This window comes from Hymenobacter sp. BT491, from assembly GCF_014349165.1.
Lineage (GTDB): Bacteria > Bacteroidota > Bacteroidia > Cytophagales > Hymenobacteraceae > Hymenobacter > Hymenobacter jejuensis.
Window position 1 is genome coordinate 392680 of the sequence record NZ_JACSJJ010000001.1, and the last position, 13097, is coordinate 405776.

Sequence of the window (13097 nt, forward strand, 5' to 3'; positions counted from 1 at the left end):
AAGAAAAACGGAACCCCGCAACCGGAGCGGCGGATTGGGCCGATTCTACCTGAAAACAGGTTGATTCGGGCGAAGGTTCGAGCTGGGTACAGATACTACGTAAGAAATCTGCCCGCGGCCGGACCCTGCATAAACAGCAGGTCTAAGATACTGAGCCTCGGTACAAAAGATGCGCCAAAGCTCTGCGGGTAGGGCCGGACGCTGCCGTGGTCGGACGTGTTGTCAGGCTCCGCAGGATGCGCAGCTTTTGGTGTCAGCCAATCGCGTCGGTCCCGGACCGCTTCGGTGGGGTAGGAGGAATGATATTCGGCGGTAAACTCCACGGGAATTTGCAGCCGAAGGCAGCGCAGATAAAAACGCAAAAGCGTCAGGTTCAGGTCGAAGAGAAGTGAGTGTTTCTGTACGTAAATGTCGTGCAGGTAGTCGGCGTAGTATTCGAAATACGGACTGCTGCTGTATGCGGTTTGCAGGGTGCGCCAATGCTGATGAATCCAGTTCTGGCTGTAGTCAATTTCGAGCTCCGAAGTCTTTACTTTCTCGCTACGGTTGCCATTGACCACCGGCACGGTAAGCGGCTTTACGCCCTGCACGGTAAGTATAAGACAACGATTACGATACGTTTGTTTGTGGTAGTGCTCGTGTCGTTCCAGCCACAGGGCATCGGCACCGGCCAGCTCCGCAAAAAAGGCCGCCGGAGGATTGTATTGCGATTCAAATAAGATGGGCACGCGACGAATGTTCAAGGGTAAAAGCAGCTGCCGAAAGGCGTTGGTTTCGCCCGGCCGCACCAAGGGGCACGTACGCCTGAACCATTATCCTACCAAAAAGCCTTTTGCGCAGTAGTGCGTACTTTCACCCGACAATCTGACACGATGCGTCCACTCCTTATTCTGTTTTTTGCGCTGCTTGCTTGCACAGCCCGCGCGGCTTCGCCCCAACTCTTGCTCGACGTAGCTCGATTTCATAACGAAGACATGGCCGTGAAAGGTGCCATCGTGGAGATTTATGCGACCGTGCCGGGGCAGTCGCTCACGTACATGCGCCGGGCGCCCAAAGCTTTTCAGGCCGCCGCCGTGGTGACGCTGGAAGTGCTGAAGGCCGATGGCAAACCGGCCTACCAAGAAACCATCACGCTGAAGCCGCCGGTACTCAGCGATACTTCCATTGCCCTCAAAAACCCGGTTAGCTTTCAGAAGCGCATTGCCTTGCCCGACGGCCAGTACACGCTGCGCGGCAAAGTGCGCGACCAGTACCGCGCCGGCCAGGAAACTACTGTAGAGGTGCCTCTGGTATTAGAAGCCGGCGCCAAAAAGGCGAGCCTGAGCGACATCGTGCTGCTCTCGCGGCCAGCGGCTAAATCGCCGGCCCAGAACAGTTTTGCGCGGGGTGGCTACAACTTGGTGCGCACCCCCGGCGGTTTGTACGCCCGCGGCACCAGCCAGATTTTCTTTTACACCGAGCTTTATCAAGCTCCGCAAGGGCAGCCGCTGAGCGTGCGTTACAAGCTAGCCTCCGAAGAGGGAGCGGCTGCCGAAGCCGAAGTGCAACTGGATCAAGCGGCGGCGGGCCGGCCTACGCCGGTGGTCGGCGAACTGCCGCTGGGCCCGCTGCCTTCCGGAAAGTACACCTTTACGATGGAAGTGCGCGATTCGAAGAAACAGCTGATCGCTACGCAAACCACTCATTTGCAACGCGATATGGAAGAATATGCGCCTTCTGGCGCTTCTTCTAATTAGCTAATTGATAATGAAGTAGTTGCGGAAGGGATTGATTAAGCCGTGCGCACCTAGTTGTTTTGCAACCCAAAGTCCTGCTTATGTGGCAGGACTTTGGGTTTTGTATACGCCCGGTTTCGGTGGCAAATCGGTGACGCGTGGTTGATCGTTATGAGCACAATTTCAAAATCGTATCCGTGGTATTATCGGCCGCTTGAGTGGCTGTTGGTGGCCTTGGCGAGTTTGCCGCTGTCGGTGCTATATGTGATTGCCGACGGAGTGTATTTGCTCGTAGCTTACGTCGTGCGCTACCGCTGGCGGGTAGTGACGGAGAACCTGCGCAATTCTTTTCCTGAAAAAAACGAAACCGAGATTGCCGCCTTGGCACGTGGGTTTTACCGCCATTTTTCGCAAATCTTGGTCGAGATTCTGAAGCTGCGTACCATATCGCACGCCGAGCTCCAGCGTCGCGTGCGCATGCGCAACCCAGAGGTGATGACGGACTTGTTTGACCAAGGGCGTACGGTGCTGGCGATGGGCTCGCACGCCGGCAACTGGGAGTGGATACTTTCGGCCGGCGCTTTCTGGTTTCCCGACAAAGCCGATGGCGTGTATAAGCCGCTCAGCAACCCGTTTTTCGAAGATTTTATGTACCGCCTGCGCACCCGTACCGGCGCCCGTATGGTGCCCATGCGCGACACTCTGCGCGACCTAGTGCGGCGGCGCAACGAAGTGCGGTCGCTGAGCCTGCTGTCCGATCAGGCGGCCGGGCCGGAAGACCAGCCTTACTGGACGACCTTTCTGCACCAGGACACAAGTTTTTATACCGGTGCCGACAAATTGGCCGCCCAGTTTCACTACCCGGTGGTGTACGTGGGCATCCGGCGCGTGCGGCGCGGCTACTACGAGGTCTGGCTTGCCCCGCTGTACGACGGCGACAGCCCGCTCGACAAAAACGACTTTGTGCTGGCCGAGAAATTTGCCCGGCAACTGGAGCTCGACATTCAGGCGGCGCCCACCGAATACCTCTGGTCGCATCGGCGCTGGAAGCACAAGCGCACCCCGAAGCCCGCCGTATAGCTGAACAGTCTGCGTTTTTTTGCATCTAGTAGTCCCACTTAGTTGGTGCGATTGTTTTTCTTCCCCTGCTTACAGATTTGCCTTGCCTATGCCCACCCATGCCGTTTCGGCTGCCACTACCCATCACCCAAAGCCAACTCGCCAGTTTGCATGGTATTTCTTGCCCCTAGAAGGGCTGTTGATGGCGCTCGCGTACTTGCCCATGCCGGTGCTCTACCTCGTTTCCGATTTCCTGCGCTTGTTGATGCAACACGGGTTAAAATACCGTAAGAAGGTGATTGTGAGTAACTTGCGTAATTCATTTCCGGAGAAGTCGGAAGCGGAGATTCAACAAGTGGCAACAGGTTTCTACCGGCACCTGTCCGACCTGATTGTGGAAATCGTGAAGCTGGCAGCCATCACCCCAACCGAGCTAAACCGTCGCATCACCATCGTAAACGGCGAATTGGGCGATGCCTATTTTGCCAAAGGGCGCACCATCATGACCCTGGGCTCGCATTTCGGCAACTGGGAGTGGGTGGCGCCGGCGGCGGCCATGCGCTGGCCCGGCAAGGTAGATGCTGTGTATAAGCCCTTGAGCAACAAGTTCTTCGATTACTTCGTGTACCGGCTGCGCACGCGGTTGGGTACGGCGCTCATTCCGATGCGTGAAACGATGAAAGACATGGAAACGCGGCGCGGCGAAGTGCGGTCGCTGAGCATGCTCTGCGATCAAAGCCCATCGAAAAGCAAATACGCGTACTGGACGCGCCTTCTTCACCAAGACACCGCTTTCCTGACCGGCGCCGACCGCCTGGCCGTCGAATACAATTGTCCGGTGCTCTACGCCAGCATTCAGCGGGCAAAACGGGGGCACTACACCTTCACGCTGCACGAAATCTACGATGGCAATGCCACGCTGAACTTGGCCGAACATCCTATCACCGAGGCATTTGCGCGCTGCATTGAGCACGACATCCGCCAGCAGCCTTCCGACTATTTGTGGTCGCATCGGCGCTGGAAGCTGAAGCGCGAAGAGGAGTAACAAAAAAGCCCGGTATACCGGGCTTTTTTGTTACTCGTCTGATTGTGAAGAAGTTATAAATATTGCTCGATGTCGCCGGCTCCCTGCCGAACGAGCTCGAAATCTTCGTTGGTACAATCGACTACGGTGCTGGCGATGTTGTTGCCGAAGCCGCCGTCGATGACCATATCCACGAGTAGGCGGTATTTTTCATACAGCAAATCGGGATCGGTGGTGTACTCCACCAAGTCGTCGTCGTCGCGGATGGACGTGCTGACAATCGGGTTGCCGAGCTCGCGCACCAAGCTCGTGCAAATCGCGTGGTCGGGCACCCGGATGCCCACCGTTTTGCGTTTCACGCCGCCGTAGCGCGGGGCTTTGGGGCTGGCCTCGAAGATGAACGTAAAGGGCCCTGGCAGCGCCTTTTTCAGCACTTTATACACCGGCGTCGTGATGCCGTGGGCGTAGTCGGTGATGTGCGAAAGATCTTGGCAGATAAACGACAGGTTGGCTTTATCGGGATGAATGCCTTTGATGCGGCAGAGTTTCTCGACCGCTTTGGCATTGTGGATATCGCAACCCAGGCCATAAATGGTGTCGGTAGGATAAATAATAACGCCCCCATTGCGAAGCACTTCTACGGCTTGCAGAATGCGGTTGAGGGGCGGATTATCGGGATGGATGCGAAGCAGTGTGGCTGGCATAGCAGGACGGAAGTAGATGGACAATCGGAAAGGAAACGCCGACGGGCGCCGGGCAAGGTAATACGTGGCGCATGTACCTGCCACTCATTCGCGCTTTTTACCCGGAAAGTTGTGGTATAGTTTTTCGGGGCTTCCCAAAAGCCGTTTCTGAGCGCATGGCGTACTGTAAGGCCGCGTTTTTTCGGCTTTTATTGCTTTATAAAAGTGCGGGTCACCAAACCCGCCTGGGTCGTGAGCCGCACCGAATACAGGCCCGCGCTAAGGGCCGTAACGTCAAGTGGTAGCTCATCGGCGGTGGCAACGGCGTGGCGCACGCATTGGCCCAGGGCGTTGAGAACATCAACCTGCGCGCCGCGCCCCGCCGCACCCAGCCGCACCACCAGTTGCGAAGTCGTCGGATTGGGAAACACAGAAACAGCCAGCTGCCTCGCCGACGAGTTGGTACCCGTCACGATGTTGGTAACTCCGTTTATTCGTACATTATCAATGGCCCAGCTACCCGCTTCATTCTCAGACTTATAACCATACAACCGAAACTCCACCAAACCCTCGATTTTGGAAAAGGGCGCCGGCAAATTAATCTGGCGGTTGGTGCGCGGGTCCTCGTTGTCGGGCACGGAAACCTTAGCCACATCCGCCGTGAAGTTGTCGAGGCTGGAGCGCAGCACCCACTCGCCAATGCCGGTAGCGGAGCGCTTCTCGTCGAGGATAAAGTTGTCGAGGCGAATGACGTAGCCCTTGGCCGGCTGCACCGAAAAAGAAAAATAATCGGCTGCGTCGGGCGCAGCGGCACTAGTCCAGCCGATGGCCGCAAAAGCGTCGGCAGCCGGCGTCGGCGCAACGCCCGTGCCCCGATTCATTGGGGTAAACGTAGCATTAAGCGGTTGGGCATCAACCTGATAGCTTTCTTCGTTGCCGCGGGCAGCTGTGAAGGAGTATACCGCTAACTGAGCTTGCGCGGCCGAAACAGCACCCGCCCAAAGCACAGCGGCTACGCCCGCCGTTTTGGTGAAATTGCGGAAGAAGTTTTTCGTCATGGAGCAACGGATAAAGAAAAAGCGTTGAGAGATAGAACTCGTACTTTTGGCGTCTTCTAGCTACTCTAAACGGTGTGCCCGCGCAAAGGATTGACGACGGGCCTTACTTCTCTTTCTGTTACGTTGCCACTCATGGCCAAAACCCACCTCGACTACAAAGCGCAGGCAATCAAGCGACGCAATCGGTACGCTACCATAACGGCCGTTCTGGGGCTGTTTTTCGTCTGCTTTTCCTATTATTTCTATCAGATTTTTTTCACAGCCAACGTCGAAACCAAAGGCCAGCCGACCTACGTGCTCATCCGGCGCGGGCAGCCGTACAAAGCCGTGCTCGACAGCATCAACGCTACGGGCGTGATTGTCGACCGGCTGTCTTTTGCTTTCGTAGCCAAGCTCATGAAGTACGATCGGCTGGTGAAGCCCGGTCGGTATGAGTTGAAAGATGGCTATACTAACCGTCAGTTAGTCAGTGACTTGCGTGCAGGCCGTCAGTCGCCGCTGAAATTGACGTTTCAGAACATCCGGCTGCGCGAAGACTTGGCCAAGAAGCTCAGCACCGCCATCGATTCCCGGCCCCATCAGTTCGACTCGCTTCTGAGCAGCCCCAGCTACACCCGCAGCCTGGGCTTCGACACGACGACCATTCTGTCTATGTTCATCCCGAACACCTACGAGCTGTATTGGAATACGTCAGCCGACAACCTCATGCACCGCATGAAAAAGGAGTACGAGAAATTCTGGACGCCGGCCCGCGATGCCAAGGCCAAAGCTCTGGGCCTCAATCGTCAGCAAGTCAGTACGTTGGCCAGCATTGTGGAAGCCGAGCAGCAACAGCACGCCGACGAACGCCCCCGCGTGGCCGGCGTATATCTCAACCGCCTCAAGCGCGGTATGCTCCTGCAAGCCGACCCTACCGTAGTATATGCCAACCGCGACTTCACCATCAAGCGCGTCCTGAACGTGCATCTGGCCAAAGATTCGCCTTATAACACCTACAAATACAAGGGGTTGCCACCCGGCCCCATCAACCTGCCCAGCATCGCCAGCATCGACGCCGTGCTGAACCCGGAGCAGCATAACTACTTGTATTTCTGCGCGAAAGAGGATTTCAGCGGCTACCACGCCTTTGCTACCAACGAAGCAGCTCACCTCGTCAACGCCCGTCGGTACCAGGCTGCCCTGAACCGCATGGCGATTATGAAGTAGGACGCGTAAAAGCTCATCCGAAAGCAGATGCGTGCGCTCCGCGCGTTGAATTATTCCAACTAGCACATTCAAAGATGTATACCTCCGACGTCCAAATCCGAGTCCGCTACGCCGAAACCGACCAAATGGGCTACGTGTACCACGGCAACTACGCAGCGTATTTTGAAGTGGCTCGTACTGAGGCATTTCGCCAATTGGGCATTCGTTACAAGGACCTTGAAGCCGATGGCGTAGGAATGCCGGTAGGGGAGATCCGCACTCGTTTTCGTCGTCCTGCCCGCTACGACGACCTGCTGACTGTGCGCTTGTTGTTGCGTCAGCCAGCGGAAGGCTCGCGGATCCTGTTTGAGTACGAGATTTACAACGAAGCCCAGACGCTGCTTACCGAGGGCCACACGCTGATGGTGTTCGTAAGCACGGCCACCGGTCGGCCCGTCCCGATTCCGGCGGATATTCAGGGCAAGCTGGCCCCGTTTTTTACGGATGAAGAGATTGTAGGTCCGGTTATTCCGCCCGTGCAAAAGCGCCCAGACGACGCACCGGCGCCAGCTACTTTTGGCAAGTAGACTAGCCCTTTTATTTTTATAAGTTATTGATAAAAAGAAGGTTATAAAACTATAAAATCTCGGACGTGGCAACGCGTCCCTACCTAATAGCTTATGCATCTGCCCGTTCGCCGTTATCAGTTTTCCGACGTGCGCAAGCGGCGTACGTACCGCAAGTTTATCGTGTGGCTCAAGGGGTTGCACATTGCCGAAGGGCGCGCCTCGGTGTACGATGTCGTGGATCGGATGATTCAGGAAGCCAAGCTCGACAGCATCACGAAGCGGGCGAGCTACATGGCGTTCAACTTCACGATTGCCATTTTCCCGACCATCATCTTCCTGTTTACGCTCATCCCGTACATCCCGGTCCCGAACCTAAACGTGGATATCCTTCAGTTTCTGAGCGACTTAATGCCCAAGGAAATGTACGCCGCCACGGCCACGACCATCGAAGACATCGTGAACATTCCGCACGGCGGTTTGCTTTCCTTCGGGTTTGCTACGGCGCTGGTGTTGAGTTCCAACGGGCTTATGGCATTGCTGGACGCCTTCGAGAAGAAGTATCCCTCGTTCAAGCGCCGTACTTACCTACGCAAGCGCGTGATCGCTACGCTACTGACGGTGGTGCTTTCCTTCGTGCTGCTGTTTGCGATTGCCGGTATTTTCTTTGGTACATATATCATTGATGATCTGGTGTTTAACGAAATAGTGCCCGAGCAGTTTACCAGCCAGCTTATTGCCCTGATCAAGTACGGATCGGTCGTGGGGCTATTCCTGATGACCACATGCCTGGTGTATTACTACGTGCCGCCCGTGCACGACAAATGGCCTTTCATTTCGGCGGGCGCCGTTGTGGCTACGTTGCTGATTTTCTTGGTGTCATTTCTGTTCATCCTCTACGTCAAGATTTTCGACAGCTACAACCATTTTTATGGGTCGGTGGGCGCGTTGGTAGGCTTTATGGTATGGCTCGACTTCGTGTGCATGACTCTGATTCTGGGCTTCGAAGTAAACGTCAGCATCGACGCCGTGACGGGAAGACTGAAAGTGCGGTAACTGCTTCACAGCGAACAGGTAACGCTCAATACTTGGTCTGTGGCCTCACCACAAGCTGCTGGCCCGCGTAGAAAAGGGAAAAATTTGCCGAGCCGAGCTTGCACGGCGTGCCGCGCCCTACTACTTTTGTCGTCCCCAAACCACTCATTGGGGCCTTAGAGAGGTGGCAGAGTGGTCGAATGCGACGGATTCGAAATCCGTTATACCTGCAAGGGTATCGGGGGTTCGAATCCCCCCCTCTCTGCAACTGGCTTTTTCGTTCGCTGAAAAGCCATTGTTTATATCTTAAGCGAACGGCCATCCAGAGGAGTGGCAGAGTGGTCGATTGCGGCGGTCTTGAAAACCGTTGAGGGTTAAACCTCCGGGGGTTCGAATCCCTCCTCCTCTGCAGAAAAAGCCCCGTTTCCAGTTCGGAAGCGGGGCTTTTGCTTTGATGGGTACGATTGGGGGTACAGTAATTTATGCCATCCTGCGAGTCAGTTGTCTTTGTTGACCTCATTGTCACCTGCCTTGGGGCCGGGGAGAGCTTCAAAGCCCGGCGCTATCGCGGCTCGATATCCATTTGTAGCAGCAGGCCTTCTTGGAGGGTGTATACGTGCGTCACCGATCCCTCGAATACCAAGTTTCCCTGTTTGTCCTTCACAACTTGTTGCACCATCACTTCTAGTCTGCCGTCGGGTAGCTCGCGAATATGCGTGGGGTCGACGTGCGGGTCGAGTTGCTGCCACTGCCGCTGCCAGTACGTGCGCACTTCGTCATGGCCCGTGGCATAGCCGCCTTCCCAGGCCCGCGACCAGCGCACCTGTGGATGAAGCGTGGACAGTATCGCCGGGAGGTCGCGCGAATTGAACGCCGCATAAGCTTGTCGAATCAAGTGTTGAGGAGTGTCCATGTGTCGGAGTCGTTGGGGTTTAGTAGTTAATCTCATTTGGGCGCTGCGATCACCGATTACCCTCAGAAAAGTGTTTGCAGCGAACTATTCCGCCAAAGCAATATCGCGTCGGCCAACTTGCACAGCCCCGGGCCAAACCGGTGGTCCGCCCCGGTCCCGGTGCCCCCGCTCACATATCCTGACCAGCCCGTGGCTGCGTCCCGGGCACCGTTGAGCAGCTGCGAGCACGGGTGCTGCTGAAGGCCCAGCCGTCGCCCGCGGCCTGTAACTCGTAGCAACCCTGCCAGCAAACGTACAGCTACCCGAATCCGACGTCATGCCAGACCTGCACCGCGGGTGTTTCCTCAGGGGAGTTAAGTTCCTGCTTGTCAAATAGTTATGGCCATTTTTGAGCAAAGTTGGCCAAATGAGGGCGAACAGTGCCCGCCGAAACGGACTTAAAATTCCAGGATAAAGCCGACAGTGGGTGTCACGAGGCGATTATCGTTGGCCAGCAGGATGGGCACTGCGTTGCTGCCGTTGTTCTGGATGGGCTGGCCGTCGGTGGTCACGAAGCCGGAGTTGTCGGGTAGGCGCTGGAAGGCGTACTCGTCGGGGCCGGGGTTGTTGAGCACGAAGGCATTCTGCACGTCCAGAAACAAATCCAGCGAGAGCTTGCGCCAATTCAGTCGCTTGTCGAGCCGGAAATCGAACTGCTGGAAGGGCTTCAGGCGCTGCGTGTTGAGGCGAGCGTAGTCGAGCACGGGCCGGCCGGTGGGCAGGAAGCTGGCCTGCGAGGCCGCCAAATCATACGGTGTGTAGGGTGAGCCGCCGGCCGCCCGGTACTTGATGCCCATCTCCCAGCCCCGGCCCAGCTTGCGCCCCAGCAGCGCGGAGGCCAGAAAGCGCGAGTCCCAGGCCGAAGGCTTGTACACCCCGTCGCGCCCCGTAAACTCGGAGCGAAAACCGGTGAGCGACACCACGGCAAACACCTTGTTGGTGAGCTTCTGTTGGAAGAAAAACTCCAGCCCGTAGGCGCGGCCCCGGCCGGTGCTGGTCACGGCCTCGTTGCCCAGGGCCGTGAAATCGCCGCCCAGGTTGGCCAAGCTCAGGCCGTCACGCACGCTCACCGGGTAGTCGTTGTACTTCTTGTAAAAGCCTTCCAGCGTGAAGCGCGTGGCCGGGCCCGGCAGCCATTCCAGGCCCGTGACGTAGTGGTCGGACTGAATGTAGCGGTTGTTTTTGTTCACCAGATTGCCGGCATCGTCGCGGAAGCCCAGCAGGGTGTTGACCGGAATTTTGTAGTAGCGCCCCACCGAAACGTTCAGGTTCAGCGTGGGCCGCAGGGCGTAGCTGGCCGACACGCGCGGCGAGAGCGTGCGCCCCAGGTTACGGCCGTCGGTAGTGAAAGAGTTGCCGTCGGTGCGCAGGCCGGCCGAGAGCGTAAGCCGGTCGCCGTCGAGAAACGAGCCGGTGAGCTGGCCAAACGCCCCGAAGCGGAAAAAGTCGATGGCCGTCTGAAAGCGCACGTCCACGTCGGGCTGCAGCACCTGGCCCGAGGCGTCGACCACGGCGCGCCGCACCCGGTTGAAGAAGCGGTTGTCGTACTGCACGTACTGGCCCATCAGCCCGTAGCTATACTGCCAACGGCCGGCCGTGCCGTTCACGTCGGCCCGCAGCTTGTTCTCGGTTTCCATCGAGCGCGTGAGCAGGATGCGCTTATTCTCGTCCGTCACGCCGGGGCCGCCCTCAAACAGGTCGAGGGCGTTGTGGAGTTGCGTGCGGCTCAGGGCCACGTTCACAAAGCCCTTGCGTATGAGGTGGCGCAGGTTCAGGCCGGCCGTGTAATTCCACTGGGCAATGGTGGGGTTGCGCCGCAGAATAAGCTCCTTTTCCGGCGTGGTCTTGCTCGGCACTTCCACCCGAAAGTGGTCGATGGCCCCGAGGCCCAACGTGGTGAGCGTGGTTTTGGGCGAGATTTTGCTCGTCACCTTGTACTGAAAGTCGTAGTAATCGGGCCGGATGGGCAGGTCGAGCACCTTGAACAGCAACTGCAGATACGAGCGCCGGGCCGACAGCAGAAATGTGGTGCGGGCCCGGCCGCTGCTGTCCTTGCGCCCCAGCGGCCCTTCCAGCGTGCCCGCCACCTCCGTGCCCGAGGTGCGCAGGTTGCCCTGCACCCGCTCGGCGTTGCCGTCGCGCTGCCGGAACTGCAGCACGGAGCTGAGCGGGTTGTCGTAGCGGGCATGGAAGGCCGAAGTGCTCAGCGTCACGTCCTCAATGAAGCTCACGTTCAAGATGCCCGCCGGCCCGCCGGCTGAGCCCTGGGTCTGGAAGTGGTTGATGACCGGCACCTCTATGCCGTCGAGGTAGTACACGTTTTCGTTCGGCGCTCCACCCCGGATGATGATGTCGTTGCGAAAGCCCGCCGTACCGCCCGTGCCCCCGCCGCCCACGCCGGGCAGGGTCTGCACCACCTTCGAGATGTCGAAGTTGCCGCCCGGGTTACTCTTGATTTCTTCGGTGGTGATGCGCTGCACGCTCAGCGGGGTTTCGGCCGTAGCTACCCGAATGGCGCGGTTGGCCACTACCTGCACCTCGCCCAGCTGCTGCGTCCCGGAGTTCAGCTCCAAGCTGAGTACGTTGGCGTTGCCGCTGTTGACTAGCACGTTGGCGCGCAGCAGCGGGTCGTAGCCGATGAAGGTAGCCCGCAGGTTGTAACTGCCCGGGGGTATGCCTGTGAGCCGGAACCGCCCTTCGCCGTCTGAGGCCGTGCCCAGCGTGGTGCCTTCCAGCGTGATGGTGACGCCCGGCAGCAACTCCTGTGTTTTGCGGTCGCGCACGCTGCCCGAAATCGTGCCTGTGCTTTGGGCCAGCGCCGTGGCGGTGAGAAACAGCAGCATCAGCAGTTGGGCCACTACTGGCGGCAGGCAACGAACGGAGAAGGACATAATAGATGGGTTTCACTCTAAAATTTCATCAAAATTACATGATAACGAATAATACCATTCTATTTTGCCTGGCAATTTCCTTTGCTGCGGCACCGCGCGTAATTTTGGAGAAGCGTATTGCCCACCCGGCTTACTTTCGACGCGCTTCCGGCTTATGATGTACGACCTGCTTTCCGACCTGCTGCCCCTGCTAGGCCAGTATCAAGAGGCCACCCCGGCTGACCGGCAGGGCGTGCAGGACTTTGCAGAGTGGGTGCGGCAGCACGCCGCCCCGGCGGCACCCGCCAACCCCCATGCGGCCGCCCGCACGCCGCCCAGCCCCTACGAAACCGAGGAGTCGGTGCTGGTGAAGCTCCTCACCTTTATGCACCGGTACGTGCGCGGCTACGTGCGCCTGGCCCTGGCCGACACGCCCCTAGTGGGCTTCGATGATTTCAGCTACCTGATTGCCCTGTTTGCCGGTGGCCCACGCACCCGCACCGAACTGATGACGCGCAACATCCATGAAAAAGCCACTGGCACCGAAGTCATCCGGCGGCTGCTGCGGCACGGCCTGGTGAGCGAAGGGCCCCACGCCACCGACCGCCGCCGCAAGGAGCTGCGCCTTAGCGAGGCGGGTCGGGCGCTGCTGTTCAGTGTCACGGGCCGCATGTCGCAGGTGGCGCAAATGGGTGCCGGCGACCTCAGCCCCGCCGAGCGCCGCGAGTTGCTGCACTTGCTGCACCGGCTCGATGCCTTCCACTTCCCTGTATTTGCCGAAGCGCGGCCCGCCTCCTTCGCGGCCCTCATGGCCGAGCATTTTCCGGATGTACAGGCTAATTGGCCCCCGGCCGGCGCGTCGCACGGTTCCGGCTCGTAAGGAAGGCCGTCGCGCAACCTTTGTCGTTCGCACGACTGCTTTAGCGACAACCAACCACGCGACGGAATTG

Annotated in this window: 12 protein-coding genes and 2 tRNA genes; 9 read left to right on the plus strand and 5 right to left on the minus strand. The window is 58.1% G+C overall.

Going from position 1 to position 13097, the window contains the following annotated elements; all coding sequences use genetic code 11:
• Positions 1-95 precede the first annotated feature (95 nt).
• Complete coding sequence (locus H9I52_RS01720) at positions 96-743, minus strand: WbqC family protein (RefSeq protein WP_222940390.1); 648 nt, start codon at positions 741-743, stop codon at positions 96-98.
• A gap of 129 nt (positions 744-872) precedes the next feature.
• On the opposite strand from H9I52_RS01720, the gene H9I52_RS01725 reads away from it, so the two are divergent.
• From H9I52_RS01725 to H9I52_RS01735, 3 genes are all read left to right on the plus strand, one after another.
• Positions 873-1736 carry a hypothetical protein gene (locus H9I52_RS01725; protein WP_187452389.1) on the plus strand — a complete coding sequence of 288 codons (864 nt, stop codon included), beginning with the start codon at positions 873-875 and terminating at the stop codon, positions 1734-1736.
• 150 nt (positions 1737-1886) lie between these two features.
• The gene (locus H9I52_RS01730; protein WP_262385921.1) at positions 1887-2795 is read left to right on the plus strand and encodes a lysophospholipid acyltransferase family protein; all 909 of its coding nucleotides are present in this window, start codon (positions 1887-1889) and stop codon (positions 2793-2795) included.
• 88 nt (positions 2796-2883) lie between these two features.
• Positions 2884-3819, plus strand: coding sequence for a lysophospholipid acyltransferase family protein (locus H9I52_RS01735; protein ID WP_262385922.1), 936 nt, complete (start codon positions 2884-2886; stop codon positions 3817-3819).
• 53 nt (positions 3820-3872) lie between these two features.
• Here H9I52_RS01735 and H9I52_RS01740 read toward each other — a convergent pair whose 3' ends face one another.
• On the minus strand, positions 3873-4502 hold the full coding sequence (locus tag H9I52_RS01740) for an L-threonylcarbamoyladenylate synthase (RefSeq protein ID WP_187452390.1): 630 nt from the start codon (positions 4500-4502) through the stop codon (positions 3873-3875).
• Between the two features lie 188 nt (positions 4503-4690).
• On the minus strand, positions 4691-5539 hold the full coding sequence (locus H9I52_RS01745) for a T9SS type A sorting domain-containing protein (protein ID WP_187452391.1): 849 nt from the start codon (positions 5537-5539) through the stop codon (positions 4691-4693).
• 132 nt (positions 5540-5671) lie between these two features.
• Here H9I52_RS01745 and mltG point away from each other — a divergent pair, with 132 nt between their 5' ends.
• The 5 genes from mltG (at position 5672) to H9I52_RS01770 (ending at position 8734) form a co-directional block, all read left to right on the plus strand.
• On the plus strand, positions 5672-6745 hold the full coding sequence (gene mltG, locus H9I52_RS01750) for an endolytic transglycosylase MltG (RefSeq protein ID WP_187452392.1): 1074 nt from the start codon (positions 5672-5674) through the stop codon (positions 6743-6745).
• Positions 6746-6819: 74 nt separating this feature from the next.
• A complete protein-coding gene (locus H9I52_RS01755; RefSeq protein WP_139514384.1) occupies positions 6820-7311 on the plus strand; it encodes an acyl-CoA thioesterase in 492 nt (163 codons plus the stop codon).
• 93 nt (positions 7312-7404) lie between these two features.
• Positions 7405-8346 carry a YihY/virulence factor BrkB family protein gene (locus tag H9I52_RS01760; RefSeq protein ID WP_187452393.1) on the plus strand — a complete coding sequence of 314 codons (942 nt, stop codon included), beginning with the start codon at positions 7405-7407 and terminating at the stop codon, positions 8344-8346.
• A gap of 157 nt (positions 8347-8503) precedes the next feature.
• Positions 8504-8590, plus strand: a tRNA-Ser gene (locus H9I52_RS01765).
• Between the two features lie 59 nt (positions 8591-8649).
• Positions 8650-8734: transfer RNA gene (locus H9I52_RS01770), tRNA-Ser, on the plus strand.
• Between the two features lie 153 nt (positions 8735-8887).
• Here H9I52_RS01770 and H9I52_RS01775 read toward each other — a convergent pair.
• Together H9I52_RS01775 and H9I52_RS01780 are read right to left on the minus strand one after the other, a co-directional pair.
• A complete protein-coding gene (locus H9I52_RS01775; RefSeq protein WP_187452394.1) occupies positions 8888-9238 on the minus strand; it encodes a nuclear transport factor 2 family protein in 351 nt (116 codons plus the stop codon).
• A gap of 437 nt (positions 9239-9675) precedes the next feature.
• A complete protein-coding gene (locus H9I52_RS01780) occupies positions 9676-12168 on the minus strand; it encodes a TonB-dependent receptor (protein ID WP_187452395.1) in 2493 nt (830 codons plus the stop codon).
• A 154-nt stretch (positions 12169-12322) separates the two neighbouring features.
• On the opposite strand from H9I52_RS01780, the gene H9I52_RS01785 reads away from it, so the two are divergent.
• The gene (locus H9I52_RS01785; RefSeq protein WP_187452396.1) at positions 12323-13027 is read left to right on the plus strand and encodes a MarR family winged helix-turn-helix transcriptional regulator; all 705 of its coding nucleotides are present in this window, start codon (positions 12323-12325) and stop codon (positions 13025-13027) included.
• The last annotated feature ends 70 nt before the right edge of the window (positions 13028-13097 follow it).